General features: G+C 45.9%; 24 protein-coding genes. 15 read left to right on the top strand and 9 right to left on the bottom strand.

Translation table 11 applies throughout. From position 1 onward, the window contains the following. Positions 1 to 17 precede the first annotated feature (17 nt). Positions 18 to 872 (top strand): pirin family protein, encoded by an 855-nt coding sequence (locus IDJ77_RS00690; RefSeq protein ID WP_191187000.1) that lies wholly within the window; start codon positions 18 to 20, stop codon positions 870 to 872. Here the strand turns inward: IDJ77_RS00690 and IDJ77_RS00685 are convergent. The 3 genes from IDJ77_RS00685 to IDJ77_RS00675 form a co-directional block, all read right to left on the bottom strand. Beyond that, entirely contained in the window at positions 836 to 3256 is a 2421-nt protein-coding gene (locus IDJ77_RS00685) for a GAF domain-containing protein (RefSeq protein ID WP_191186999.1), read from the bottom strand. The genes IDJ77_RS00690 and IDJ77_RS00685 overlap by 37 nt on opposite strands. 39 nt (positions 3257 to 3295) lie before the next feature. After that, positions 3296 to 4438 (bottom strand): putative sensor domain DACNV-containing protein, encoded by a 1143-nt coding sequence (locus IDJ77_RS00680; protein ID WP_191186998.1) that lies wholly within the window; start codon positions 4436 to 4438, stop codon positions 3296 to 3298. Positions 4439 to 4696: 258 nt separating this feature from the next. Then, positions 4697 to 5392, bottom strand: a complete 696-nt coding sequence (locus tag IDJ77_RS00675) for a phosphatase PAP2 family protein (protein ID WP_191186997.1) — start codon at positions 5390 to 5392, stop codon at positions 4697 to 4699. A gap of 135 nt (positions 5393 to 5527) precedes the next feature. Here IDJ77_RS00675 and IDJ77_RS00670 point away from each other — a divergent pair, with 135 nt between their 5' ends. The 8 genes from IDJ77_RS00670 (at position 5528) to IDJ77_RS00635 (ending at position 15187) form a co-directional block, all read left to right on the top strand. Further along, positions 5528 to 6778 carry a Pycsar system effector family protein gene (locus IDJ77_RS00670; RefSeq protein WP_191186996.1) on the top strand — a complete coding sequence of 417 codons (1251 nt, stop codon included), beginning with the start codon at positions 5528 to 5530 and terminating at the stop codon, positions 6776 to 6778. Between the two features lie 5 nt (positions 6779 to 6783). Then, complete coding sequence (ppk1, locus tag IDJ77_RS00665) at positions 6784 to 8826, top strand: polyphosphate kinase 1 (RefSeq protein ID WP_191186995.1); 2043 nt, start codon at positions 6784 to 6786, stop codon at positions 8824 to 8826. 10 nt (positions 8827 to 8836) lie between these two features. Then, positions 8837 to 9736 (top strand): SdiA-regulated domain-containing protein, encoded by a 900-nt coding sequence (locus IDJ77_RS00660; RefSeq protein ID WP_191186994.1) that lies wholly within the window; start codon positions 8837 to 8839, stop codon positions 9734 to 9736. Positions 9737 to 9791: 55 nt separating this feature from the next. Further along, positions 9792 to 12371, top strand: coding sequence for a BamA/TamA family outer membrane protein (locus IDJ77_RS00655; RefSeq protein ID WP_191186993.1), 2580 nt, complete (start codon positions 9792 to 9794; stop codon positions 12369 to 12371). A 547-nt stretch (positions 12372 to 12918) separates the two neighbouring features. After that, positions 12919 to 13854, top strand: a complete 936-nt coding sequence (locus tag IDJ77_RS00650; RefSeq protein WP_191186992.1) for a ring-cleaving dioxygenase — start codon at positions 12919 to 12921, stop codon at positions 13852 to 13854. A 2-nt stretch (positions 13855 to 13856) separates the two neighbouring features. Further along, complete coding sequence (locus IDJ77_RS00645) at positions 13857 to 14480, top strand: alpha/beta hydrolase (RefSeq protein ID WP_191186991.1); 624 nt, start codon at positions 13857 to 13859, stop codon at positions 14478 to 14480. A gap of 61 nt (positions 14481 to 14541) precedes the next feature. After that, a complete protein-coding gene (locus tag IDJ77_RS00640) occupies positions 14542 to 14829 on the top strand; it encodes a GNAT family N-acetyltransferase (RefSeq protein ID WP_191186990.1) in 288 nt (95 codons plus the stop codon). Positions 14830 to 14833: 4 nt separating this feature from the next. Continuing rightward, positions 14834 to 15187, top strand: a complete 354-nt coding sequence (locus IDJ77_RS00635) for a cupin domain-containing protein (protein ID WP_191186989.1) — start codon at positions 14834 to 14836, stop codon at positions 15185 to 15187. 566 nt (positions 15188 to 15753) lie between these two features. On the opposite strand, the gene IDJ77_RS00630 is transcribed toward IDJ77_RS00635, so the two are convergent. Then, complete coding sequence (locus tag IDJ77_RS00630; protein WP_191186988.1) at positions 15754 to 16134, bottom strand: hypothetical protein; 381 nt, start codon at positions 16132 to 16134, stop codon at positions 15754 to 15756. Between the two features lie 17 nt (positions 16135 to 16151). After that, positions 16152 to 16676 carry a DUF6702 family protein gene (locus IDJ77_RS00625; protein WP_191186987.1) on the bottom strand — a complete coding sequence of 175 codons (525 nt, stop codon included), beginning with the start codon at positions 16674 to 16676 and terminating at the stop codon, positions 16152 to 16154. 66 nt (positions 16677 to 16742) lie between these two features. On the opposite strand from IDJ77_RS00625, the gene IDJ77_RS00620 reads away from it, so the two are divergent. From IDJ77_RS00620 to IDJ77_RS00595, 6 genes are all read left to right on the top strand, one after another. Next, complete coding sequence (locus IDJ77_RS00620) at positions 16743 to 17327, top strand: HupE/UreJ family protein (protein WP_191186986.1); 585 nt, start codon at positions 16743 to 16745, stop codon at positions 17325 to 17327. A 31-nt stretch (positions 17328 to 17358) separates the two neighbouring features. After that, complete coding sequence (locus IDJ77_RS00615) at positions 17359 to 19767, top strand: M1 family metallopeptidase (RefSeq protein WP_191186985.1); 2409 nt, start codon at positions 17359 to 17361, stop codon at positions 19765 to 19767. Positions 19768 to 19954: 187 nt separating this feature from the next. Further along, positions 19955 to 20788, top strand: coding sequence for an MBL fold metallo-hydrolase (locus IDJ77_RS00610; protein WP_191186984.1), 834 nt, complete (start codon positions 19955 to 19957; stop codon positions 20786 to 20788). A 4-nt stretch (positions 20789 to 20792) separates the two neighbouring features. Next, on the top strand, positions 20793 to 21473 hold the full coding sequence (locus IDJ77_RS00605) for a pseudouridine synthase (RefSeq protein ID WP_191186983.1): 681 nt from the start codon (positions 20793 to 20795) through the stop codon (positions 21471 to 21473). Positions 21474 to 21543: 70 nt separating this feature from the next. After that, on the top strand, positions 21544 to 22782 hold the full coding sequence (gene fabF, locus IDJ77_RS00600) for a beta-ketoacyl-ACP synthase II (RefSeq protein ID WP_191186982.1): 1239 nt from the start codon (positions 21544 to 21546) through the stop codon (positions 22780 to 22782). Between the two features lie 12 nt (positions 22783 to 22794). Next, complete coding sequence (locus IDJ77_RS00595; protein ID WP_191186981.1) at positions 22795 to 23079, top strand: DUF1456 family protein; 285 nt, start codon at positions 22795 to 22797, stop codon at positions 23077 to 23079. On the opposite strand, the gene IDJ77_RS00590 is transcribed toward IDJ77_RS00595, so the two are convergent. The 4 genes from IDJ77_RS00590 to IDJ77_RS00575 all read right to left on the bottom strand — a co-directional run bounded on the left by IDJ77_RS00590 (position 23076) and on the right by IDJ77_RS00575 (position 26324). Further along, positions 23076 to 23648 (bottom strand): CAP domain-containing protein, encoded by a 573-nt coding sequence (locus IDJ77_RS00590; RefSeq protein WP_191186980.1) that lies wholly within the window; start codon positions 23646 to 23648, stop codon positions 23076 to 23078. The genes IDJ77_RS00595 and IDJ77_RS00590 overlap by 4 nt on opposite strands. A gap of 118 nt (positions 23649 to 23766) precedes the next feature. Further along, positions 23767 to 24543 carry a hypothetical protein gene (locus IDJ77_RS00585; protein WP_191186979.1) on the bottom strand — a complete coding sequence of 259 codons (777 nt, stop codon included), beginning with the start codon at positions 24541 to 24543 and terminating at the stop codon, positions 23767 to 23769. Positions 24544 to 24766: 223 nt separating this feature from the next. Next, a complete protein-coding gene (locus IDJ77_RS00580; protein WP_191186978.1) occupies positions 24767 to 25705 on the bottom strand; it encodes a phosphatase PAP2 family protein in 939 nt (312 codons plus the stop codon). Continuing rightward, positions 25698 to 26324: a sterol desaturase family protein gene (locus tag IDJ77_RS00575; RefSeq protein WP_191186977.1), complete on the bottom strand. Its 627-nt coding sequence runs from the start codon at positions 26322 to 26324 to the stop codon at positions 25698 to 25700. Before IDJ77_RS00575 ends, IDJ77_RS00580 begins: the two co-directional genes overlap by 8 nt. Between the last annotated feature and the right edge of the window lies 1 nt (position 26325).

Raw genomic sequence — 26325 nt, 5'->3', positions numbered from 1 at the left:
TTTAAAATGTGAGTAATATGAAAAAGAAGATCCAGCACATCCTTTTGGGCCGCGAAAAGCAGATAACTAAAGAAGAAACCGTAAGGCAGCCGCTGCCACATATGGATTTTAGGTTTGCCAACCCATTTATCGTATTGCACCACATGCCACCAAAGGAAGTAGCGCCGGGGCAAACTCTGCGCATCCATCCGCATCCGCACCGCGGCTTTGCGCCGGTTACCTTTATGTTGCAGGGCGAGGGTTACCATAAAGACAGCGCCGGGCATAACGAAATTGTAAAAGCCGGAGATGCCCAGTGGATGTTTGCCGGCAAAGGCATCCTGCACAGCGAAGGGCCAAGCGAACGTCTTTTAAAAGAAGGCGGCGTGCAGGAACTATTGCAGCTTTGGGTGAATGTACCAAAGGCGCATAAGTTTGACGAGCCAAGCTATCAATCGGCCACAAAGGAGCAGCAGCCATTGGTTTTGGAGCAGGAAGGCGTAAACCTGCGGCTGGTGAGCGGGATATTTGACGGTAAAACCGGTCCGTTGAAAAGTACTACCCCGGTGATATCAATTGTTGGAGAAATCGAGATTGGAAAAACCGTACAGTTTAATGCCACTCCCGGTTACTGGACCTTGCTGTACATTGCAAAAGGCAGCGTTTGCATCAACCAGGAAACAGTTACGCAATACAACCTTATTGTTTTCGAAAAGGAAAATGAAGAAATCATCCTCACTGCCGAACAGGATACTCAGATCCTGTTCTTATCAGCCGAACCTATAGAGGAACCTGTTGCCGCGAAAGATAACTTTGTAATGAATACCGCCGAAGAAATAAACCAGGCCATGGCCGATTACTCCACCGGGGTATTTGGCTCGCTGGCTTTTTGATATTTCATCTCTTCCGGGTCTATTTCCTGCAGCAATTCCTGGTAGGTGTAACATTTTTTTGAGGGCAGGCTGCTATCGTAAAGAATCTTTACCCTGATAGCTTTCAGGCCCGAGATGCCCTGCAGATCTTCCACCTCCAGCATTTCTATTTCGTCTTCCAGCATCCCTTTTGATTGTAAAAAGCGGATGTAGGTTAAATACTCTATTTCCTCATCGTGGTTGGTGTAAACCACAGTTAATTTACCAATGTTGGTGATGCGGTCGGTAGTGCCTTTTATGCAGGCCTTGTCGATGCGTTTTTTTACGATCTCGAAGCGGGCATTGTAAGTTCCATCCACATCAAACCGTTTCTCATCCATCCTGAACCTGATAGATAAAGGCGAACTGAAGGCCAGTATCAGCGAAGTAACCTCCAGCGGGTAAGGCAATATTTCCCGGTTAAAATGATGCTCCAGCTCCATCTCGCACAAAACCTGGATCTGCCACAGGCGCAGGTTATGCACGTGTTCCATTTCGAAAGGTATGGTTGGCGCAATCTTTTCGCCGATGTATAGGTTGTGTTCTACGCCATCGGTTTTAAAGCGCTCGTAATAATGCGGATGAGCAGCCTGGGCTTCTACCTGCCATTTATCCAGCATAGTAGCCATTCGTTCGTTGATAATGGCAACGGTAGTTTCGTATTTGCGGCGCTGTAAGTGGAAATCGCCCATTTTATCAGCATCTTCAAAGTATTTGGTAATAGCCGGGCAATTGTGAATTTCTAAAACCAGTGCCTGTTTAAAAATAGGATGCACCTGTTGCTCCAGGTACTGTTGTATCTGTTGCTCCGTATCTGCCCTTAGCGCCGAGGCAAGTTCTATTTCGTAAGACCTTAACCGTTGTGATACTGCGTCAAGTGATTCGATGCCCGAGGAAACGCTTAATTTTTCAACCAGTGATATGGCTGCACAAAGTTGGTTTTTAAGGTCGGTTTGCAGGCTGTTGTTGCGGGTATCTGATGAACCTTTAATATCAACCTGCCCATATAGCGGATATACGTTGGTAAACGTGATCTCTTTTAAATTGTAATGTTTATGCTGCGCTTTAAATTGGAGGAACTTATTAGCCTCCTTTTTAAACTTCCAGTAAACACTTGGGTGGATGCTGGTGTATTCGTCTTGTATGATGGCCTGTACACGGTTCTGCATGTCGGATACCTTACGGTCGATAGTATCGGTAATAAAGGGCATTACCACATCAAGCTGGTTGGCATTGATACTGTTCAGTTTACCCTTAAAGCCCGATACAAGCTCAATGATGCCCAGCATTTGACCGTTCTTAATAACCGGCGCTAATATTACACTATTAATACCCTGCTCTTTAAATCGTTTCCCCATTATGCTTGTTGGGCTGGTAGCAATATATTTGTCGATATCGGATATCGCGAAATACAGTTTCTCGTTCACAACAGTGCTTAGCGAGTGTACGCACAAAGTATCAGAGCATAGTTCCGCTTCCACCTCCTCGGGTAGTAAAAAGCTTTTAAACTGTTCGCTGAATGGCAGAACCGTAAAGCTGTGTTCATCCGGATCGAACGAAAGGAAACCCACGCGTAGATCGGGAACCCGGTATATCGACCGAAATACTGATTCCACATCCTCATGTTTGCTATCATCTATATCATCACCGCCAAGCAGGGTGCCTTTTAACGAAGACACAGCGCTCTCTATGGTCGCATCAAATAACGACATCAGCCCAAAACCTCTAAGTTCCCAGCTACCCGGCGGAAACTTCTCCTTCCAAAGATCAAAGTTGTCAAAATTATCTGCCAGCAGCTCTATATCGTCCTGCGTCAGATCAACCGCTTTGCTGGTGGGCGTTAGCTCTAAAAAGTCTGCATTGTAAAGAATGCGGTAATGCTTTAGTATGCCCTGGGCAGTGGGTATATCGTAATACAGGGGCGTAGTGAAGCTAAACTGCGTGCCGTAAACCTCATCTAATATGATACAGCAGCCCATTACATAAAACTGGTGCTCATTATAATCCCTGAACGCAATATTAAAAGCCTCGCCTGCAGAGGAAAGGATGCTTTTGAAACGCCTTGTTTGGTTAAAGATAATATCCTGGTAGGGTATGCTTACAGCTTTTATTTCGTTATCGGTAAGCGCTACCGGAAAAAGATTTTCCAGCAAGTGGCTGATAACCTCGGTATTGTTAATGATCTGATCTTTGTTGGTAATGCCGTTCCTCAGTTCGGGGAAGGGTTCAACCTCTTTTAATATCGAGCGCGCATAATTCGCCCGCGGCCCGGTCTGGGCAGCCGCCACCTCCTCAAGATGCTCTATCAGTTTATGAAAAGAGATGTGGAGACTAAAAGGGCTCTCGGCCAATGCATTTAAATTCATATAAAATATAGTACGGTAGACGAAGCTACGATCAATTTGTTACAGCAGCAGCACATCTATACGGTGTGCATGTACCATCTGCATTTCTACAGACCAGGCAAAAACGGTGAATTGCCCATCTTGCGAAGCTACCAGTGTAATGGCGTCATTTTGGTCGTACACAAATTGTGCCGCAGCCAGATGACGGGTACCTCCGTTTTGCGCGGGGTGCACTTTTGTCGCTTTTGCCTCTGCAAGTGGCTCAGTCAGGACAATTTGTCCAATCCGTGCGCTCTTCTCAGCACGGGTAAGCTTCGCGCCAAAAGCAAGCAGATCATATTTATTGGTGATGATGGTGGCGCCGTCAACCGCTGTAAAACCGCCAATGAGGTCTATAGCCTCCAAAAGTGCTTCCTGCCACTCCAGCTTTTTGCGTTCGGTATCGTCCAGCGCCAGCAATTCCGGTATCGCGCTATATTCGGGCGTTACCGGGTATTTAATAGGATGTACAACAGATTCGTGCCACTTGTTTGTACCAACCGGCACAATTGCAACCAACCCGCCCTTGCCGTGTAAACGCATAGAAGAAGCCAGTTGCACCAACACGTTAAAACTTTCGCCCATAAAAGAGGGCAGGGGCATATTGGCCAGCGATTTCAGCAGCACCGGGCAATCGGCAACGCCCATGGTCACCTCATCCAAAACCTTTATCTGGTCGCCCTGTAAAACGGCAATATTTACAAACTTGCCAAAACCATCTACGCGGCGGTGTTTTATTACCAGTAGGCCCGGTTCTACAACCTCCAATACAAAGCAAATGGAAGGGATACTGTGTGTGGTGCCCCAAATGAACAGATCGTCGTCCTCGCGCCAAACGCCCAGGTGTATGCCCGGCTGCTCTACAGCGGGAGCCAGTTTTATTAAATTTTGCGGCGTAAGCCGCAGCTTTTGCCCGAATATGAGCGGTTTATCAGATTGCCCCGGATTAAGCAGCGCCAGCGATATTTTTGGAGAATGCCCTTCCTCGCGGCGCAGGCTGGCCCAAAAACCAATATCAATCACCGCCTCAATGATCATGCTATCCGGCGCGGTCGCCAGATTCACGTCCTTAAGGCCCTGGGCTTCCAGCAGATGCTTTTTAAAGTGCGCCTCTATAACGGGTGCAACAATACGGGCCGGCAGGTAGGTAGGTTCTGATAACATTCGGGGCTGATAGATTATGAATACGAAAATAATAATTTTAAGGCCGTTTGCGGCTATAAAATATTCTTTATGACTTAATTAGGAGGGAAGGTTTAGTCTCTACTCAACTCACCCCGAATGCGCTGCGCTGTTCGGCCCTCTCTCCGCAAGCGGAAAGAGGGCTTGAAGAATTGAAATGAGCTTTACCCTCTTTGCGGAGCAGAGAGGGTCGACGCACGGAGTGCCGTCGGGGTGAGTCAACTCTCTACAAGGCTCCCCCTAAAACGCCGGCTTCAACGCCAGTGCCGTACCTGTCCCCAGCACTGCTCCACCCAACACATCGGTTGGGTAATGCACGCCCAGGTACATACGGGAGTAACCGGTAGCGCCCGCCCATAAAAACGAAGGTGCTATTACGTACCATTTTGGATAAGCCCTTGATACAGCCATCGCCGTAGAAAAACTGGTAGAAGTATGCCCCGATGGGAACGAGCTTTCGCCCGGGATATAAACAGGTACTATTTTTAAATTGCGGATGAACGGCCGCGGGCGCCCAACCAGTTTTTTGATAAGGTAAGTAGCCACAAAGCTGATAGCCGTGCTGCTGGCCACATAACCGGCGTTCTCGCGCATGTTGCGGTCGTTACTGATGATGCCACCTATGAGCAGGCCCGCTGGTATGCCAATATTGCCATACATCAGGTTGCGCGACAGGAAACGCATGGTAGGAGTTACCTCCGGCGTACGGTGCAGGGCAAGGCTAACCATGGTACGGTCGTCAAAGCGTTGAATAAAATTATCGGCCTTGGGTACAACAACGGCAACCTTTGGTTTTGGGTCGGGTAGGGCGGTAACAGTGTCTTTAGCGGGTAAAATTACGGTTTGAGCGAATAAATCTGTAGTGGTAAAAAAAAGTGTAAATAGCTGTAATACAGTTAGTAACTTAAATGTGCGTGCGCAAAAAAAATGCTTCATTTGTGTCAGCTATGTTTTAATATTTATATTTATGCCAAACCGGGCATTGTTTTAAGCAAAGTACTTAATAAATTGTTTTTGTACCTAATTCAATCGCATACAATTTTTACCAAAGGTTGTTAAATCAACATCTATATGAATTATCAGAATCTGCTAAAACAGGTTAACGAATATGTGTTAGCCTATTATAAAACCCATGCTGATCCGCGCCTTGTTTATCACGATAAACAGCATACCGAAAATATGGTTAACCGGGCAATAGAAATTGCCAACCATTACCAGGTGAACGACCGCGACTATTTTGTTGTAGTAGCAGCCGGCTGGTTCCACGATACCGGTTATATGGTTGATATTGCCAACCACGAGGAAGAAAGCGCGAAAATTGCTGACACCTATCTTAAAAATATCGGCGTTACCGAAGAAGATATAGCCGATATTAAAGGCTGCATTATGGCTACCCGGATGCCGCAATCGCCCCTGAGCTTGCTGGAGAAAATTATTTGCGATGCCGACCTGTACCATTTAGGTACCGATGATTTTTTTGATACCGATAAATTGATGCGTAAGGAAACGGAGACCCTTCATCATAATGAGATAAAAAAAACAGATTGGTGGCGTAAAAGCATCGCTTTTTTATCCGCGCACCAATACCATACCGACTATTGCCAGGTTTTACTGAACAGTACCAAAGAAAAAAACATACAGGAAATAAAAAACAAATTGGCAAAAGCCGATGCTAAGGCAGCCGCTGAGAAAGCCGCCGAAATTAAAACACAACCTACACTAATAACACAAGCCCCCGTGAAAAAAGGTAAAGAAAAAGAAGACAAAGAAAAACAGGAAGAGCCAAAAAAAGGGATCGAAACTATGTTTAGAATCAGTTCGGCCAACCATCAGCGATTAAGCGATATGGCTGATAATAAGGCACATATTATGATTACGGTGAATTCCATTATCCTGTCGGCCATTATCAGTTTAGTGCTGCGCAGGCTCAGCGAGAACCAGTTCCTTATCATCCCTACGTTTATATTACTGTCGATAAGTTTGCTGGCCATTACATTTTCAATCCTCGCTACGCGTCCGTCTATCCCCAAGGGAGAGTTTACGCGCGAGGATGTGGATACCAAAAATGTAAACCTGCTGTTTTTTGGGAACTTTTATAAAATGTCGTTAGAAGAGTATACCTACGGGATGGAAAAGATGATGGATGATCGGGATTTCCTGTACGGTAGTTTAATAAAGGATGTGTACGCGCAGGGCGTAGTGCTGGGGAAAAAATACCGCTTGCTGCGTATCGCCTATAATATCTTCATGTTCGGGTTGATCACATCGGTATTGGCATTTATTGTTTTTTCGGCGTTTTTTGCAGATAAACCTATATTATAAGGTATATGCTTCAATATTTTAACCGCGACCTTAGCTGGCTCACATTTAACCAGCGTGTGCTGGAAGAGGCTGCTAACCACGCCGCGCCATTGATCGAGCGGATCAGGTTTTTATCCATCTATTCATCCAACCTGGATGAGTTTTATCGGGTGCGAATGCCGGTTTTGCGGGCTCTCCAAAAAATAGGAGAGAAAAAAAGCAGCGATATCGATAGTGCAAAGCAAGCCGATATTCTGCAACAGGCCTCGGCTATGATACTGGCGCAGCAGCAGCACTTTGGCGAGATCCTGACCACGCAGTTGATCCCGCTTTTGCGGAAGGAAAAAGTTAACCTGCTTTACAATCAACCTCTGCCACAGGCTTTGCACGAGGACGTGAGCAATTATTTCCTGTCGGAAGTGCTGGCCTTTTTGCAGCCCTTTGCTTTGGATGAAAAGCACGACTTTTTTCCGGAAAACAACAAGCTTTATTTTTTGGTTGAGCTAACCGAAGGCAAGGATGATAAACTGGTGCTTTTGAATATCCCGTCGGACAACCTGCCCCGCTTTTTTTCGGTAAAGGCCGGTGGCGAACAGTACATTCTTTTTTTGGATGATGTGATCCGTTTTAACCTGGGTAAACTGTTTGGAAAGGCCGAGATAAAAAACTGCTACAGTTTTAAAATAACCCGCGATGCGGAGCTCGACCTGAAGGATGAATATTCCGGCGACCTCTCCGAACAAATTGAGAAACAACTCAACAAACGCGACCTTGGATACGCTACCCGTTTTTTATACCAGGCAGATATGCCCCTGAGGATATTGGATAGTTTGGGCACTTACCTTAATCTCAACAAACCTACCGCTGTAGAAGGCGGCAGGTACCATAACCTGAAGGATCTTTTCGCGCTGCCGGTAAGCGGCGATAAGCTGGTTTACCAAAAATGGCCTGCAGGTAAGCTCGCCGATGTCTCCACCGAAGAGCCGCTTGCTGATGTTATTGGCAAAAAGGATCTGCTGGTGAGTACGCCTTACCAGAGTTACGATACCATTCTTCGTTTTTTTAACGAGGCTGCCAACAACCCCGATGTTACCGAAATAAATGTAACCCTGTACCGCGTTGCCAGCGATTCTAAAATAGTGAACGCCCTCATCAGCGCGGCTAAAAACGGCAAGAAGGTACGGGTAGTAGTAGAGCTGAAAGCCAGGTTTGATGAAGCCAATAACATTAAATGGGCAAAAAAAATGATGGCTGCCGGGGTAGATATTATCTACAGTGTTACCGCCCTTAAAGTACACGCCAAAATCGCCCTCGTAAAAACAAAAAAGGGGAATAGGATAGCCTACTCGGGTTTGCTGGCAACCGGCAATTTTAATGAAGGCACCGCTAAATTTTATACCGACCATATCCTGCTGACCACCAATCATAAGCTGCTGCGCGAGGTAGAATTGTTGTTCATCTTTTTAGCCAAACGCGTAAAGCCTTCGGCAGATAATCATATCAAATTCAAACATATCCTGGTGGCGCAGTTTAACCTGCAAACCCGCTTTGTGGAACTAATAGACAGGGAGATTGCTTTTGCCAAACAGAGCCAGCCAGCCAGTATCATTATTAAAATGAATAACCTGGAAGAGCAGGAGATGATCAAAAAACTTTACGAGGCATCACAGGCAGGGGTAAAGGTCTCGCTCATTGTGCGCGGTATTTGCTGCCTGGTGCCGGGCGTAAAGGGCATGAGCGAAAACATCACCATAAGGCGTATTGTGGATAGGTTTTTAGAGCATCCGCGCGTATTTATCTTCGGTAATAATGGCGATAAGGAAGTGTTTATGGGCTCGGCCGACTGGATGAACCGTAATATCTATCACCGCATAGAGGTATGCTTCCCTGTGTATGATCAAGCCATACTGGCGCAAATTTCCGAATTAATACAGTTTCAGCTAAATGATAATGTGCAGGCGGTGTTCATAGACGAACATCTGAACAACACAAAGCCGGAGTCCGATGGCTCACCCGTGCGTTCGCAGGAAGCAATTTACAGGCATCTAACCAACAGGAATGCCGTTTAACCAAATAACCATGAGAAAAATAACCATTTTGTTTTCGATAGCATTAATAGGCATGATCGCGGTATCCTGCGGCCAGGGGAAAAACAAGGGCAAGAAGAAAGATAAAAAGAAGAATGACGCGGAAGAAGCCGCCGTGCAAAACCCGCCGGGTTACGATCTGAGCAATCCTGTTGAGTATAAAATGCCGCATGAATTATTGGAAATATCCGGAATTGCCTTTAGTAAAGGTAATGATAATGTAATTTATGCCGAGCAGGACGAAGATGGCGACATCTATTACCTGCACCCGGGCGATAACACAACAAAAAGTGCTAAATTTGGCAAACATGGCGATTATGAAGACGTAGCCATTGGCAACGGCCAGGCGGTTATTCTACGCAGCGACGGCGAATTTCATAGTTTCCCGCTAACAGAAGTAGCAAGCGGGCAGATAAAAAGCCAAAAAGTGAAAAACCTGATGCCAGCCGGCGAGTATGAGGGGATGCATTTTGATAACGATACCCAAAAGTTGTACGTTTTGTGTAAGCAATGCGATATTGATAAAGCTACCGATAATAACAGCGGATATATTTTCGACCTGGGTAAAGATGGCACCATCAGCAAAACCGGTGATTTTAAACTTGATGTTAGAAGTATTGATGCCTCCGGTGAGATGAAGAAATTTAAGTTCCGCCCATCGGCGTTGGCCAAAAACCCGCTTACGAAGCAGTGGTTCATATTATCATCGATAAACAAGCTTTTGGTAGTTACCGATGATAAATGGAAAGTACAGGGCAGCTACATGCTGAAAGGCTTTTTACAACCCGAAGGCATGGCTTTTGACAGCAAAGGCAATCTGTATATCTCCAACGAAGGCGACGAGATAGCCAGCGGCAACATACTGCTGTTTAAATACGCCAAACCCAAATAAGCCGATAACCGGTGGCCCCGCGCCGCCGAATAGCATACTTAATACCCCCTTTATCATGCGTAAAAACCTACTTCTCTTCTCTACAATTTTCACCACCGCTACCGCGGCCTATGCGCAGCAAACAACGGTTAAAGAACTACCTGCGCCTAAGTTTAAGGATAGCATTACAGTGAAAGTACATCCCTCATACAATGATGTTACCGGGGTGCATAAATGGCTTTTCGGCGAAAATTACCGTAAAGAATGGGCGGTGCCCGTTAAACTACCTGTTATAAAGCTAAGCGAAGTGTATGGCGGCCTTACGCCCGATAAAGAGGGTGGAGGCTACCAATCGAAATCTTTAAGGCTTAAAGATAAACAGGGCCGCGAGTGGGTGATCCGCAGCGTGGAAAAATCACCGGATAAATTGCTCCCGTCAAATTTTGCAGGCACCTTTGCTGTGGATTGGCTGGACGATGCCATAAGTGGGCAGCACCCGTTTTCGGCATTGATTGTAGGCCCTATGGCCGAGGCGGCGAATGTGCCGCACTCTAATCCGGTTATTGGCGTGGTGGCTGACGAGGAATTATTAGGCAAATTCCGTAAAAAGTTTGCCAATACCATTTGCCTGCTGGAAGAACGCGAACCGGGGGGCGAATCGGACAACACCCCAAAGGCATTAGGCAAAATTATTGAAGATAACGATAATCATTTTGATGGCGAAGCATTCCTGCGTGCCCGTTTACTGGACTTGCTGGTAGCAGACTGGGACAGGCACGAAGACCAGTGGCGCTGGCTCGACAGGCAAAAAGGGAACGGCAAAATGTACACTGGCGTACCGCGCGACCGCGACCAGGTATTGCACGTTGCACAGGGCCTTTTTCCCAGCATCGCATCGCTGCCGTTTATCACCCCGGCTATTGATAACTTTAGCGGCGAGATACCGCGGGTAAAATATTCTATTTTTAAAACCCGTTTTATTAAGCCTTATACCGATGCCCAGATCCCCTTTGAGGATTGGATGCGCATTACCAATCAGTTTGTAGCTGCCGAAACAGATGCCGTGCTGGAGGCAGGATTGCGTAAAATGCCCGTTGAGGCTTATAACATAAGGCACGATGAATTACTTGCCGAACTAAAACAGCGCCGCGACAATATCCCCAAGGCGATGGAGGAGTATTACCGCTTTATCAACCGGTTGGTAGATATCCGCACCAGCGATAAAAACGAGCAGGTTACCATTACCGATGCGCCGGATAACGGCATGCGGGTGTTTATCCAAAAGATCTCTAAAGAAGGCAAACTGACGGATACCTTATTAAATATGGTGTATAAGCCGGAGATCACCAAAGAGATCAGGCTGTATGTATCCGGTGGCGACGATCATGTTACTATCAATACCGCCGCGTCTACAGTAAACCTGCGTGTAGTGGGGGGGCATGGTAATAAGATATACGAGGGCATAAAATCAAACGGCAGGGTAAAGCTGTATGATAAGCCTGATAGCATTAAATTCATTGGCGACGAGAGTATCTTTAGAAAGCGTTTGTCGAAAGATACTTTTAACACCAAGTTTATACCCACTTACCCTTACAATGTTTGGATGCCATTGGCAACTGCCGCGCTGAATGTGGATGATGGCTTTATGCTGGGGGCCGGTTTTAAATACACCAAATACGACGGATTTCGCAAACTGCCATACACCAGTGTACAGCAATTGCTGATAAGCCACTCATTTTCCACTGACGCTTACCGGATAAGGTACAGTGGCGAATGGATCCACGCTTTCGGTAAGGCCGATCTGCTGATAAAATCGTTTATACAGGCACCTGATAATACCCAAAACTTCTTCGGCTTTGGCAACAGTACACCGCTGGTAAAAGGACCCGATTACAGGCGTTTTTATCGTACACGGTTTGATACCTACCAGTTTGACCCTGCGCTTCGCTGGCGGATGGATAGTACCAAGAGCATTAGTGTAGGCCCCTCGTTTCAATACTACCATTTCGGGGCCGACGATAACGTGGGGCGCTTGATCACATTCCCTGCGCTTGTTAATTCTTACGACAGCCTTATCGTAAACAAAGATAAGGTGCATGTGGGTGTGGCCATAAATTACATTGACGACGACAGGAAAGGCGGCATTTTCCCTAATGACGGACATTTGTTTACCGTTGGTTTAACCAGCTACCGCGGTGTTAATGGTTATTCGGCATCTTACGGTCAATTGCGTTCGGAATATACTGTATATAAGAAATTAACCAGCCATGGCGCACTGGTAATTACCGACAGGATCGGCGGCGGTATTACAGTTGGTCGCCCCGCTTTTTATCAGGGAATGTTTTTGGGCGGGCAGGGGAACCTGCTTGGCTACCTGCAAAACCGTTTCGCCGGCAAGCATATGGTGTATAATAATTTCCAGGCGAGGCTTAAACTGGCTAACATTCGTGGCTACTTGTTACCGGGCCAGTTAGGCATCACCGGCTTTTACGATGCGGGCCGTGTTTGGGCCGATAACTACAACTCCGGCGGCATTCACCATGGTGTAGGCGGCGGCGCATATTTTTCGCCTGCAGCGCTTATTGTAGTGCAGGTACTGGCCGGGCATTCGGTAGAGGGGTGGTACCCGTATGTATCGATGAATTTTAGGTTGTAAGTTTGTGGCGGCTTGTTGCGTGGCTATTTAACTCACCCCGACGACGCTCCGCTGGTCGACCCTCTCTGCTTCGCAAAGAGGGTGAAAAGAATTTTTTAAATAGCCAGGTTTGCACAGTAAACCTGGCTATTTGCTTTTTCTTTGCAGCTCACCCTCTTTACCGCAGGTAGAGAGGGTCGGGCAGCGAAGCGAACCCGGGGTGAGTCAACTCCGGCGGCGGAAAGAGCGATTTCCTGCGTTAGCGATAAAAGCGGATACCGGCCCAGAGCCTAACGCCCTGTGCGCGTATGAGCGGATAGCGCGGGGCAAAGCCAACGCCAAAAGAAGCCTCACCCTGCCCTCTCCTTTGGAGAGGGTTCTATATAAGCGAACATTCTTTTCAAGTCCTCTCCTTTGGAGAGGATTTAGGTGAGGCTTCTCCGCACATCCTCTTAACCTACATTAACTTTTCGCTTTAACCTACATTAAGTTGAAATGCTGTGTTTATACCGACATTTGATATCAACAAACAAGGAACAAAAACACAAACATTTAAAACAATAACATCATGGAAAATACAATCAACGGCATCCACCATATCACAGCAATAGCTGGCAATGCCAAACGCAATCATAATTTTTATACCAATGTTTTGGGACAGAGGCTGGTTAAGAAAACTGTAAACTTCGACGACCCCGAAACTTACCACTTATACTACGGCGATAAAGAGGGTACACCTGGCACCATCCTTACTTTCTTCCCATGGGAAGGTATCCAAAACGGCAGGAGAGGCGCAAGGCAGGCTACCGAAATTGGCTACTCGGTACCAAAAGGCAGTTTGGATTTTTGGGTGAATCGTTTCGAAAAACACAATGTGATCTACAACAAAGTAGCCGAGAAATTTGGCGAAGAATACTTAACCGTGTTAGACCCCGATGGCTTGAAACTGGAACTGACAGCCTCAAAAACTGCTGACAACCGTTTACCATGGGAAACCGATGAAGTTAAAGCAGAAAACGCTATTAAAGGTTTTCATAACGTAACCATCACCACTAATAAAATGCAGGCTACTGCCGATATTTTAACAGGTGTATTTGGTTACAAATTGTTAGAACAGCATGTAAACCGTTACCGTTTTGTAACCGATGCGGTTGAAAATGCAAATATTGTAGATTTGGTTGAGGTAGCCGGAGAAGTTGCCGGGCATGTAGCCGGTGGCAGCGTACACCACGTAGCCTTTAGGGTAGCCAACGAGGAGATATTGATGCAATACCGCGAAAAGATAGCCGCTTTGGGTTTGCATATTACGGATAAAATTGACCGTAACTACTTCTACTCCTTATACTTCCGCGAACCGGGAGGCGTATTGTTTGAGATTGCTACCGATAATCCGGGCTTTGCAGTTGACGAAGCGGTTGAAGAATTAGGCCAGAATTTGAAATTGCCTGCACAACACGAGAGGTTCAGGTCGGCATTAGAAAAATCATTACCAAGTTTGGTTTAATTATGTATAGCCACACAAAACAAATTAAAACGGCGGGTGCAGCACCCGCCGTTGCCAAAGGCGCCCTGATACTTCTGCATGGCAGGGGCGGTACCGCTGCCAATATCATTGGTATAGCAAATGAGTTGGATGTAGATGGTTTTGCCTTATACGCCCCGCAGGCCACCAATAACAGTTGGTATCCGCTAAGCTTTTTGGCACCCGATGCACAGAACCAGCCGGCGTTAGATTCGGCTTTGCAAATGGTTGATGAAACGGTGAAACAGGCATTGGCAGATGGCATCCCGGCGCATAAGATCTACTTCCTGGGCTTTTCGCAGGGGGCGTGTTTAACACTGGAGTACATCACCCGCCATGCCCAGCCCTTCGGCGGAGCGGTTGCCTTTACCGGTGGATTGATTGGTGAGCGCCTGAATTTGGAGAACTACAAAGGTGATTTTATTGGTATGCCGGTATTGATCACCACCGGGAACCCCGATCCGCATGTGCCCTTAACCCGGGTAGAGGAAAGTGTAAAGGTTTTAAAAAGCATGGATGCCGCGGTTACGTTTAAGGTTTACAACGGCAGGCCGCATACCATTAGCCGGGAAGAGATAGAGCTGGCAAACAGCACCATATTTATATGAACAAACTGATAGCATGGCTGTTGGCCTTATGGACGGCAAGCAATTTTAAAAAGTTAAAACAATGAATTACGACGATATCGAACTGATCAACAACGAAGCTATCCACAACTTCGAACTGTTTGTGGATGGGCAACGTGCCTTTATCGATTATAAAACTAAAGATAACAAGATCTACCTTATTCATACCGAGGTGCCCAAAGAGTTACAGGGGCGGGGCGTTGCCGAGGCCATTGTAGAAAAAGCTTTCCACTACATAGAAGCGCACAAACTGGTGCTGATACCGCTTTGTAGTTACGTACAGGTCTTTTTAAGGAAACACCCCGAATGGGACAGGCTTTTAGCCGCATAATACCATGGAACAGTTTAAAGTAACCCGTGTGTATGCTGATGAAAACGGCGACAGTCGCTTTGATGAAGTGTTTTACCCCTTAGCCAATGGAGGCCCGATAGGGCACCTGTCGCAAAGCGTGGCGGTAAAGGAAGTAGTGTTTAGGAAAGTACCCGCTGGCTATAACGACCTGCACAGAGCGCCTCAAAAGCAGTATGTAGTGCTGCTGGATGGTGGCGTAGAAATTGAAACCTCGCTTGGCGAAAAACGAAAATTTGAGCAAGGCGAGGTTTTGCTAATGGAAGATACTACCGGTAAGGGGCACCGAAGCAGTAATTTACAGGAGAAGGAGCGGAGTTCGTTGTTTATACTTTTCTGAGTTATTTCTCCACCTTGTCAATCCGGGTTTTAAAACGCCGCCCATCCAGGCGTCCACGCCTGGATGTAAACATTTGTAAGCGTCAACGCTTACAGTACTTACCGATGTAGGTAAGCGTGGACGCTTACAAATGTTATTGCGTTCAGCGTGGACGCTGAACGCGGCGCAGGTTAGCATACTAAAAATCAGCAAGTAAACAAGCTGAAAATATGTTAACCCTGTAAAATTATAAAATATTGATAATCAATTAACTACAAAGTTTACATTCTGAATTGTGTTAACTTTTGTAAACTTTTTTGCAAGCGCGTTTGCAGCAAAAACGCGTAAGAGTTACCGCCCCATCCGGGCTTGGTGCTAAAAGCGGCATTAGCAAGTATACTGCTAATGAACAAGCGCGAAACCCAGCCCCTCAAGATGCTCAGCCCCTCTTAAAACGCCATATGAACCGGATCTTTTTACTGACAGTTTCTTATCCACCGTATACTTCAATTGATTGGCTATTTTTTGAATTGCTTTCCAATCCCACGAATCAACTCTTCCATTGTCCAGCCTGGTACTTCCCCATTTTAAGGCACCCTTTTGGTTGAATGCCCAATGTGCGAATGTTTAAGATTTTTGCCACTTATGCCACCTAAATAAAGCTGTATAAGTCCCCAGCCTTCTGTCGCAAATCTGTAGGTAAGACCGTTACAATATTTCGGATTCAGTTCTATTTTTCTAAAAATGGGTTCTCCTTTAAATTGCGGCGACCATAACTGAAAATGAATTGCGGACGGTGTTTCGTTTTTTAAATCGAAACGAGAGCGGATGTCATCTACCGATTCATATCGTCTTATCGTTTCTCCAAATGGTGAAGAAAGGTCGAAAATTTGCAAATCGGTTTCTTGTAATATATAAGTTAACAGGCTTAACTTATCTGCTTCATCGGCAAAGAAATCGTAATTCATTCTTAAATTCGTGTCGTTTAAAACTGCTGCGATACTTTTCTTGCCGGGCTATCCAGCTTGGCGCTTTTGCGTACCCCGGCAACCGTCATGTGTACGATGTTCAGCTGATCTTCATACAAGTTTTGCAGCAGGCTTACATTGGCATCTATCTTTTTTGGTACGGCGATCTTAGCCGATTCGAGGTACACATTTACCGCCTCTTTATTGATCTCGAAGCCGAGGTAAGTTAAGGGCAGGGCAGCTCCGCCGGCGCGCACCTGCAAATGCCCGGCGGTGTATTTCTTCACCAGTTCATCCATCGCAGTATGCATTTCAGCTTTACTCAAATCGGTTTTGGTATTGAACTGCTTGGTTAGCGCGCTTTCAAAATCATCCGTAAAAATGGTGAGGATAACTTCCATCTGCCCGTCCTTGGCGTTGTAGCTGATATCAGATGTGCTCACATGCAGCGGGTGAAACTTAGCGGGAGCGGGCTTCTCCGCCCAAAACGATCCCAGTAAAATGTAACAATATAATAGCGGTTTGCCTAATAAAGCAGTCATAACAGTGCCCGGTTTTATTTATAATTAAAACCTGCTAAATTTACGCTTTCAACGCCTGTTTATTGCATGTCTGATTTTGTTTTTTATTTTGGCTTAGGATGGAAACACATAATCAGCCCCGACGCGCTCGACCATCAGCTTTTTATTTTGGCCCTGGCGGCCGTCTATACGTTTAAAAACATCAGGCAGGTACTCATCCTGGTAACGGCGTTCACCATCGGCCACAGCCTTACCCTGGCTTTAAGCGTGTTGGATGTGATCCGCTTCAGCAGTAAATGGGTGGAGTTTTTAATACCCTGCACCATTTTTATTACCGCCCTCAATAATATTTTAAGGGTTGATAAAAAGGAAGGCAGTGCGCAGGTAAACTACTATCTCGCCCTTGGCTTCGGGCTGATACATGGTATGGGTTTTGCCAACAGCATCCGCATTATGCTGGCGCAGGGCCAGGGGATAGGGATGGGGCTTTTCGGCTTCAATATCGGGCTGGAGGCCGGGCAGATCATCGTTGTAGCCATCATCCTCATTGTGGGTTGGCTCTTCATGAATTTGCTGCGGGTACGGCGCAGGGATTGGATATTTTTTTTATCTTCGGGAGTGTTTGCACTGGCCCTGAAAATGGCCTTTGAACGCCTCCCTTTTAATATTTAAAACGAACACAATTAATCACTAAAACAGAAATATGAAGCGGATCTTTACAGGGATTTTATTCGTGATGGGCACCGTTGGAGCATCCTTTGCACAGGATATCCAAAACAATCCGGGCAGTAATCACGGTAACAAGTTTGAGCAGTTGGGTACCATCCTGCCTACGCCAAACGAACAGCGCACGGCCAGCGGCGCACCGGGCGTAAAATATTGGCAGCAACGTGCCGATTACAACATTAAGTGCGAGCTTGATGAGAAGAACCTGAAGCTGATAGGCAGCGAGACGATTACCTACGTTAACAATTCACCGGATGTGCTTACCTACATCTGGCTGCAACTGGATGAGAACCAGCACAACACGCTGAACAACTCTAATTACCAGAGCAGTTCTACCATGCCAAAGCAAACCACCACCCAAAATATCGACCGTACTTTAGGCCGTAATGGTGATGTGGATAACGGGTTGGGTGACGTAATCACCAAACTAACCGATGCTACCGGCAAAAAATTAGCTTACACGGTTAACAAAACCATGATGCGTGTGGAATTGCCTGTACCCTTAAAATCTGGCCAGCAATTTATTTTTAATGTAGATTGGACCTACAAAATTACCGACCGCATGACCATTGGCGGCCGTGGTGGTTATGAATTCTTCCCGGAAGACGGTAACTACCTGTTCACCATGACGCAGTGGTACCCAAGGCTTTGCGTTTACAGCGATTTCCAGGGATGGCAAAACCATCAGTTTACCGGTCGTGGCGAGTTCGCGCTTACCTTTGGTAACTTCCATGTACAAATGACTGTACCTGCCGATCATGTTATCGGATCAACAGGCGAATGTATAAACTACGCGGCTGTATTAAGCCCGGAGAAATTTGCCCGTTACAACAAAGCAAAAACTTCAACCGTGCCTGTAGAGGTAGTAACCCTTGCCGAAGCAAAAAAGGCCGAAACAGCACCATCAACCGCTAAAAAAACCTGGGTATTCCAGGCTAATAACGTGCGCGATTTTGCATGGGGTTCCTCCCGTAAATTTGTTTGGGATGCTATGGGCATCAAGCTTAACGGCAAAAACATTATGTGCATGAGCTTCTACGGTAAAGAAGCTTATAACCTGTACAGAAAATACTCTACCAGGCTGGTTGCGCATACCATTAAAACTTATTCTGATTTCAGTATCCCTTACACTTACCCGGTTGCACAAAGCGTTGAGGCATCAAATGGTATGGAGTACCCGATGATCTGCTTTAACTATGGCCGTACCGAAAAAGATGGTACTTATAGCGAAGGCACCAAGAATGGTATGATAGGGGTGGTTATCCACGAGGTTGGCCACAATTTTTACCCGATGATCATCAATAGCGATGAGCGCCAGTGGAGCTGGATGGACGAAGGTTTAAACTCGTTTGTAGAATACCTGGCCGAAGAACTTTGGGACAATAAATTCCCAAGCAAAAAAGGTGCAGCGTACACCATGGTTGATTACATGAAGCTGCCAAAGAACGAGCTGGAGCCGATCATGAGCAACTCCGAGAACATCGTTCGTTTTGGGCCGAATGCTTATACCAAACCGGCTACCGGCCTAAACATCCTGCGCGAAACCATTATGGGCCGCAAGCTGTTTGATTATGCCTTTAAGGAATACGCGAAACGCTGGGCCTTTAAACACCCAACCCCTGCCGACCTGTTCCGCACCATGGAAGATGCCAGCGGCGAGGACCTGGATTGGTTTTGGAGAGGCTGGTTCTACGGAACCGACCCGGTTGATATTTCCTTAGATTCTGTAAAAGTGGGTAAAGCCGATCTGAAAGATACTTACAACATGTCTCGTAATGCTGCCCTATCAGGAGCAAAAGTTGCCCCGCCATCGGTAAACAGCTTCGAGGATATCTCCAAGATCCGTAACCGTACCGATAAATCTATCGTTTTCCAAACCGACAGGGATACCGCAACGCACGATTTCTATTGGAAATACGCTCGTGGCTTAGCAGGTGTTGATACCGTTAAGTTCTCCAACATGATAAAAGCACAAAGCGCGCCAACTTTCGAGACTGATGCGATGACCGCTGATGACAAATCGAAATACGGTTCTAAATACTTCTACCAGTTAAACTTTAGCAATAAAGGCGGGTTAGTGATGCCGATCATCGTTGAGTTTAAGTATGCCGATGGTACAACTTCTATCGACCGTATCCCTGCCCAGATCTGGAGGCTTAACGAGAAAAACTGCAGCAAGTTCTACATCCAGGATAAGGAAGTTGTTTCCATCAAGATCGACCCGATGCGCGAAACTGCGGATATCGACGAAACCAACAACTTCTGGGGCAAAAGCGGCGAGCCGTCTAAATTCCAGGTGTTTAAACAAAAAATGGGCGCTAACGGCCCGGTTCGTGGCCAATCTACCGGTGTAAACCCAATGCAGGTAGGTACAGGCGGCAAATAGAGAAATCCGTACGGCTACTGCCGCTAAAAAGTATAAAAGTAAATGCCGGCTGGGAAAACCAGTCGGCATTCTCTTTTATAGGGTGTGCGTGTCTGGCAAAGCCATGTTAAATGCTTATACTAAAAGTTAACAAATACACACCCTTAATGCTTTCTAATGCCGGTCAAAATTTGTTATTTTGTACTCTATGCCGGTGTATATAGCCTCATTAAATTCGGGAAGTAATGGTAATTGCTATTACGTTGGTAACGAGCGCGAAGCCGTGCTGGTTGATGCCGGCATATCCTGCCGCGAGACCGAAAGAAGGATGGCCCGGCTCGGTTTATCCATGCAAAAGGTAAAGGCCATTTTTATTTCGCACGAACATTCAGATCATATCCGCGGTTTGGGCGTACTGGCGCGTAAGTATAACCTGCCCGTATACGTTACCGATGGTACCGCGTATCATTGCGGCGATGTGCCAAAGGAACTATGCTTCGGTTTAAATGCCTACACACCTGTCCGGATAGGTGGCCTGGAAATAACCGCTTTCCCCAAACATCACGACGCGGTAGAGCCGCATAGTTTTATGATAACCGATGGCGATGTCCGCATCGGGGTATTTACCGATATCGGCGCCCCTTGTGAACATCTCATCCGCCATTTTGCGCAATGCCATGCTGCTTTTTTAGAAGCCAACTATGATGAAGAGATGCTGGCAGCAGGCCGATACCCATTTCACCTTAAACGCCGCATCACCGGGGGGAAGGGCCATTTATCAAACAGGCAGGCGCTGCAGCTATTCATCGATCATAAACCACATTACATGAGCCATTTATTACTGGCGCACTTATCTAAAGACAATAACGACCCTGAACTTGCCCTGCAGTTGTTTTTGCAGCACGCAGGTGCCACCCATGTAAGCGTAGCTTCGCGGTATAACGAGAGTGAAGTGTATTGCATCGACCCATTGGGAGCGGTTGCCGCAAGCGGCATGGCGCTTAACCAAATTACCGGGCAGTTTCAGTTTGCCTTAAGCTGATCTGATGCTTGAGATACTCTACCAGGACGATTACCTCATCGCCATCAACAAACCACACGGGTTGCTGGTGCACCGCTCATCCATAGCTGCCGATGCGGAAGAATTTGCGCTGCAGCTGCTGCGCGATCAGATAGGTAAAAAAGTAAACCCCGCGCATCGTATCGACAGGAAGACCGGCGGTGTACTGCTGTTCGCATTTGATAAACAAACAGAAATAGCCATGCAGCAGGCTTTTATGGAGAATCGCGTAAGCAAAAAATACTTAGCCATAGTTCGCGGCTACACGCCCGATGAACTGGAGATAGATTACCCGTTACGGAAAGAAAACGGTACCCTTCAGGATGCGCTTACCCGCTTCACCACACTAAAACGCGCGGAGCTGGATGTACCACTGGGCAAGCATCCAACATCCAGGTATTCGCTGGTGCAAGCCACTCCACAAACCGGGCGCATGCACCAGTTGCGCAAGCACTTCGCCCACATCTTCCATCCCATAATTGGCGACCGTACCCACGGCTGCAACAAGCAAAATAAATTGTTTAAAGATAAATGGGAGATGGAAACCATGTTGCTGCACGCCGAAGAACTAAGTTTTACCCACCCTGTAAACGGCTCGGAAATTGTTACGATAAATGCACCCCTGCAGCCTGGTTTTTTACAGGCCATGGCGATAATGGGCTGGTGAAAAATTTTACAAAAAAATAAACTTTACTGTAGTACTTTTGCGCTGCCGTAATTTAAACGGTTTTATATTAATGAAAAGAGTTGTAGTAACCGGCATGGGTGTTGTTTCCGCTACAGGAATGGATATCGCCGGGTTTTGGAATAACATAGTGGAGGGCAACAGCCCCGCAAAAGCTATTACCCGGTTTAACGCCGATAAGTTTAAAACACATTTTGCTACCCAGATAGCAGATTTTAATGCCGCCGAATACCTCGATAGAAATGAAATAAAGCGTAGCGATCTTTATACCCAATACGCGCTGATAGCCGCCGGGCAGGCCATTGCCGATTCGGGGTTTGATATGAATACTATTTCACCTTTTGATATAGGGGTGATCTTCGGTACCGCGCAGGGCGGGATGGATACTTTTGAGCATCAGTACAAGGAGTTTGCCGCCGGTGGCTTCGAGCCACACTTTAACCCATTCTTTATTCCCAAAACATTGGTGAATATGGCAGCCGGGTTAATATCCATTAAGTTTGGCTTTATGGGGGTTAACTTTTCTACGGCATCTGCCTGTGCAAGTGCCAACACCGCCATAATGGATGCCTTTAACTATATCAAGTTCGGCAAAGCTAAAATTATCATAACCGGCGGATCTGACGCGCCTATCAGCGAAGCCTCTATCGGCGGTTATAATTCGTTAAAAGCCTTATCAACCCGCAACGCCGAGCCAACCAAAGCATCCCGTCCATTCGATGTGGAGCGCGACGGTTTTGTAATGGGAGAGGGTGCCGGTGTTTTGGTTTTGGAAGAATACGAACATGCTAAAGCACGAGGTGCGCATATATACTGTGAAGTAGGTGGCGCCGCCATGACTTCAGACGCTTATCACATTACCGCTACTCACCCTGAAGGTAAAGGCGCCATCCGTGCGATGCAACTGGCTCTGGAAGATGCGGGTTTAAACCCATCTGATATCGGCTTTGTAAATGCCCATGCCACCTCAACCCCGGTTGGTGATATCAGCGAAGCAAGGGCCATAAAAGCCGTGTTCGACGGACAGGAGGACCTGCATATCAGTGCAACCAAGTCTGTAACCGGCCACTTATTAGGCGCGGCAGGTGCGGTAGAAGCTATCATCGCTGTAAAAGCGATCATCGACGGCATTGTACCGCCGACCATCAACACCCAAAATATCGACCCGGAAATACCAAAAGGGCTGAATATTGTGATCAACGGCGCTGTAGAAAAGAACATAGATGCGGCTTTAAGCAATACCTTTGGCTTTGGCGGCCACAATGGTGTAGTAATATTTAAAAAGATTTAAACAGTAGAAATTATGAGTAATAATGATGTAATGAAAAAACTACGTGTAGCATTATCGCTGCGCGATGATGATATTATTGAGATATTAAAGCTCGCTAATTTCCGCACCACCAAAACCGAGCTGAGTGCCATTTTCCGGGCGGACGATCACCCCAATTTTCAGCCTTGTAAAGACCAGCTGCTGCGCAATTTTTTAAACGGATTGGTGATATATAAACGCGGCCCAAGGCCCGATAACCGCGAAAAAACTGTCGGGGAAAAAGCAAACGACGTAAAACCTAAGGAAGATAAAGCTTAGTGGTTTTCCACTTCTTTTTGAACAAGCCTGTACTTACCTTCTTTTATTAGTTTCCGCTGTTCGGGCGAGAAGGAAACACGCCCGCCGAAATCCTGCACCCAGTAATGGTTGTTTTCGGCTACACCAACATCTTTAAAGCCGGGGTTCATCAGGTTTTGGCAATGGCCTTCGCTTTTAAACCAGCCTGTCATCACCTCGGCAATACTGCTTTGGCCCATAGCTATGTTTTCGCCCACCATAAAGCTTTTGTAACCTTTAAAGTAATATCCTGCAAACACAATACGATCGCTCATACTGCGGCCATCCTTACTGGTGTGACTGAAGTAATCGCGGTTGTACATATCATCTGCATGACCCTGTGCGGCTTTTTCAAGGTTATCGTTCCACACTATTGGTGCAGCAGGCGGATACCACTTATTGCCACAATTGCAACCCTTGGTACGCGTTTTATTAATCAGCCGTAAAAACTCCTGTCTAAAATTAGCGCTATCATCCGGCTGCGCGACGGTAAAACCAAATACCGCCAATACAGATACCAATAAAACAGCGCTAAAGATGTATTTTCTCATCAATGTTATAGACAGGCATTTGCCACCCTGGTTTAGTTAACGCTAAACTAAGCGGGTTATTTTTTACGCTTTAAATAGAAAATTACGGATAGGATAATGAGTATTGGGATGCTGAGAACTACAATGCGGCCACTATTTTTTTGGAAGGAGCCTTTTTGGCTTTCACCGGTTTCTTCATTGCTACCGCTAATTTTTTTTTCGTGGCAGAGTCTATCTTTTTAGCGGGTATAGTATCACGCGCAAATTTTTCAATAGCAAGCATAGTTGCGGCTTCCTTTGCTTTTATGCTGTCGAGGATAGTATCAGCACGTTTTAAGGCAACGGCTCCTTTAGCAGGGTTGTCCATCCGGTTGTATAAATAACCGAAGTTTTTCTGCACCGCTGCCTCCAGTTGAGGTATTTTGTTCGTAATGGAGAGGCTTAGGGCTTCGTTCAGATCGCGCATGGCAAGCTTATAGTCCTTTATCTCCATTTTTACTGTAGATAGCTTAATAAGCGATGATATCACATTCGGGATATCGTTTTTTATGCGCGATATATTATTGGATTGGAGGATGAACCATTTAGCCTGGCTGAATTTCCGTTGCGACGCGTAAACTTTAGCCAAATTGTCAAAGCTTACCCGTAACCCGGTCGAATCACTGTAACGGCTATACAGGTGCAGGGCCATCATGGTATAATTTAAGGCTTCGGTTTGATAATAGAGTTTTCTACGCCTGTTAGATATGGTGTCGTATTTTAAGTATACGCCGGCAATTTCGGTGTATACAGGGGCCTTTAGCGAATCATTGGTGATCAACTGCAGCTTTTGTTTAAGGCTGTCGAGGTCGCTTGCGGCGGCCTGTAGTTTAACTCCTGCTAATATTAAAAGGGTAAGGATAAGAAGTTTCTTCATCCGGATGCTTGTATCTGATAGTGTATAAAACCGTATTCAAATTATATGCCCAAATTCGCCGGAATGTATTTGTTCCGATGCGCAAATGAGCTTTTTTAACGGTTATTGCGTAACCCGCTGATATGTAAAGCAAAAATGGACAAAAATTTATTAGCTACGGCCTACAGCTAATAAATAATATTAAATATTAGTAGTTAATACAGTACATAAACAGCAGTTTATTCTACTGAATGATTTTTTCGTAGCGAAGAAGTGACCTTTTTAGCAGATTCGAAGACGCCAAGATAATATTGAATAGTAAAATACCAAGCGTAGCGCATAATATGCCGGCCAATACATCTAATATGTAATGGTGGCTGGCATAAACCGCGGTAAACCATATCCCAACCGTTACGGTAATAAAAAATAAGTTGATAAAGCCCAGCTTATTTTTGATGCCATAATAAACCACAATAACCGGGTAGGAGGAATGCAGCGATGGCATAGCCGCAAAAACGTTTGATCCCTTGGCGTATATGGATTTAAATATGGTTACGTTAAAATATTTATCAAACCTGGCAAGCCCCGCGGTATTACCCTGTGTTAAGGGGTGGAAGTTGAAGCCATGTACCTGTATGTACCAGGGCGGTGCAGCGGGGTAGGCGTAGTACACCACAAAACCAAGCAGGTTAACCACCACAAAGGTTAACGAAAAATATAAAAATTGCTCTTTGTTTTTAAAGAAGAGGTAGGCTGCAAAACCCAGCGGAACAGGGATCCAGCAGAGGTAAAAGGCCCCGGCAAAAATATCCATTACGGTGTTGCTTTTTAAAAGCAGGTATTCGTTTGGTGTTAACAGGGCATTGTTGTGCCGGATACCGAAGATGCTTTTCTCCAGGTTATATAAGCCACCTATAGCTACATCCTTGTAGTAGTAGTTGGGGAAGGCCTTCATGTAGTCGAAAATTATCCAGTAAACGATGAATATCGAAAAGCCCAGGATGAATTTACGAGTAACTACCGACGCGTAAAAAAGTACGTTAAAAATGCCAACTAAAACCAGCTGATCAGATTTAAAGCCAAGTAGCAAGTACGAAATAAATAAGTATAATAGCGACAGCCCAGATACAATACTTATACTTTTTGGATTGATCTTGATGCTGTCATTAACAGCATCAGCCATTCTGCTTCTTAATAAAATCTGAATTAAAAATTTTGTCCCACAGGGGAGAGCTTACACCATAACCTTTGGTAGGATCCTGGTAGTGGTGTAGCATATGGTGTTGTTTGATGCTTTTCCAAAAGGCACCTTTAAAGTTAAAGTGGTGTATAGCATAGTGCGATATATCGTACACCAGGTACCCTAAGATAAAGCCCGGGAAAAAACCGAATATATAGTTTGCTGGTAACAGGGCATTAAACAAAAAGTAAAAGCCGGTAGCCAATGGTATACTGGCCGATGGGGGCATTACCAAACGTTTTGCGTCGCTGGGGTAATCGTGGTGTACACCGTGGAAAATAAAGTGTAAACGCAGCGCCCATGCCTGTTTTGGCACAAAATGGAACACAAAGCGGTGCATAACGTATTCGGTAAGCGTCCAGATGAGAAGCCCGAACAAAAATAACCAGATATAGTTAAAAGCACCGATTTGCTTATCGTAAGCAAAATAGCTGGAAACCAAAATAACGGGTACAAAAATTATAATAGGTACAAAAAAATGCACCTTTGATAAACTCTCTAAAAAACTACTCTTAAACATCCTCACAGATTCCTGCGAGTTAGAAACAAAATTTTTCGCCATA

The sequence above is a fragment of the Mucilaginibacter pankratovii genome, from assembly GCF_014773265.1.
Lineage (GTDB): Bacteria > Bacteroidota > Bacteroidia > Sphingobacteriales > Sphingobacteriaceae > Mucilaginibacter > Mucilaginibacter pankratovii.
Note: the sequence above shows the minus strand (reverse complement) of the source record. Positions and strands in the feature narration are given on the sequence as shown.

Coding starts and splice junctions, on each gene's coding strand:
- IDJ77_RS00690 (WP_191187000.1), top strand. CDS start 18: ATGAAAAAGAAGATCCAGCACATCCTTTTGGGCCGCGAAAAGCAGATA.
- IDJ77_RS00685 (WP_191186999.1), bottom strand. CDS start 3,256: ATGAATTTAAATGCATTGGCCGAGAGCCCTTTTAGTCTCCACATCTCT.
- IDJ77_RS00680 (WP_191186998.1), bottom strand. CDS start 4,438: ATGTTATCAGAACCTACCTACCTGCCGGCCCGTATTGTTGCACCCGTT.
- IDJ77_RS00675 (WP_191186997.1), bottom strand. CDS start 5,392: ATGAAGCATTTTTTTTGCGCACGCACATTTAAGTTACTAACTGTATTA.
- IDJ77_RS00670 (WP_191186996.1), top strand. CDS start 5,528: ATGAATTATCAGAATCTGCTAAAACAGGTTAACGAATATGTGTTAGCC.
- ppk1 (WP_191186995.1), top strand. CDS start 6,784: ATGCTTCAATATTTTAACCGCGACCTTAGCTGGCTCACATTTAACCAG.
- IDJ77_RS00660 (WP_191186994.1), top strand. CDS start 8,837: ATGAGAAAAATAACCATTTTGTTTTCGATAGCATTAATAGGCATGATC.
- IDJ77_RS00655 (WP_191186993.1), top strand. CDS start 9,792: ATGCGTAAAAACCTACTTCTCTTCTCTACAATTTTCACCACCGCTACC.
- IDJ77_RS00650 (WP_191186992.1), top strand. CDS start 12,919: ATGGAAAATACAATCAACGGCATCCACCATATCACAGCAATAGCTGGC.
- IDJ77_RS00645 (WP_191186991.1), top strand. CDS start 13,857: ATGTATAGCCACACAAAACAAATTAAAACGGCGGGTGCAGCACCCGCC.
- IDJ77_RS00640 (WP_191186990.1), top strand. CDS start 14,542: ATGAATTACGACGATATCGAACTGATCAACAACGAAGCTATCCACAAC.
- IDJ77_RS00635 (WP_191186989.1), top strand. CDS start 14,834: ATGGAACAGTTTAAAGTAACCCGTGTGTATGCTGATGAAAACGGCGAC.
- IDJ77_RS00630 (WP_191186988.1), bottom strand. CDS start 16,134: ATGAATTACGATTTCTTTGCCGATGAAGCAGATAAGTTAAGCCTGTTA.
- IDJ77_RS00625 (WP_191186987.1), bottom strand. CDS start 16,676: ATGACTGCTTTATTAGGCAAACCGCTATTATATTGTTACATTTTACTG.
- IDJ77_RS00620 (WP_191186986.1), top strand. CDS start 16,743: ATGTCTGATTTTGTTTTTTATTTTGGCTTAGGATGGAAACACATAATC.
- IDJ77_RS00615 (WP_191186985.1), top strand. CDS start 17,359: ATGAAGCGGATCTTTACAGGGATTTTATTCGTGATGGGCACCGTTGGA.
- IDJ77_RS00610 (WP_191186984.1), top strand. CDS start 19,955: ATGCCGGTGTATATAGCCTCATTAAATTCGGGAAGTAATGGTAATTGC.
- IDJ77_RS00605 (WP_191186983.1), top strand. CDS start 20,793: ATGCTTGAGATACTCTACCAGGACGATTACCTCATCGCCATCAACAAA.
- fabF (WP_191186982.1), top strand. CDS start 21,544: ATGAAAAGAGTTGTAGTAACCGGCATGGGTGTTGTTTCCGCTACAGGA.
- IDJ77_RS00595 (WP_191186981.1), top strand. CDS start 22,795: ATGAGTAATAATGATGTAATGAAAAAACTACGTGTAGCATTATCGCTG.
- IDJ77_RS00590 (WP_191186980.1), bottom strand. CDS start 23,648: ATGAGAAAATACATCTTTAGCGCTGTTTTATTGGTATCTGTATTGGCG.
- IDJ77_RS00585 (WP_191186979.1), bottom strand. CDS start 24,543: ATGAAGAAACTTCTTATCCTTACCCTTTTAATATTAGCAGGAGTTAAA.
- IDJ77_RS00580 (WP_191186978.1), bottom strand. CDS start 25,705: ATGGCTGATGCTGTTAATGACAGCATCAAGATCAATCCAAAAAGTATA.
- IDJ77_RS00575 (WP_191186977.1), bottom strand. CDS start 26,324: ATGGCGAAAAATTTTGTTTCTAACTCGCAGGAATCTGTGAGGATGTTT.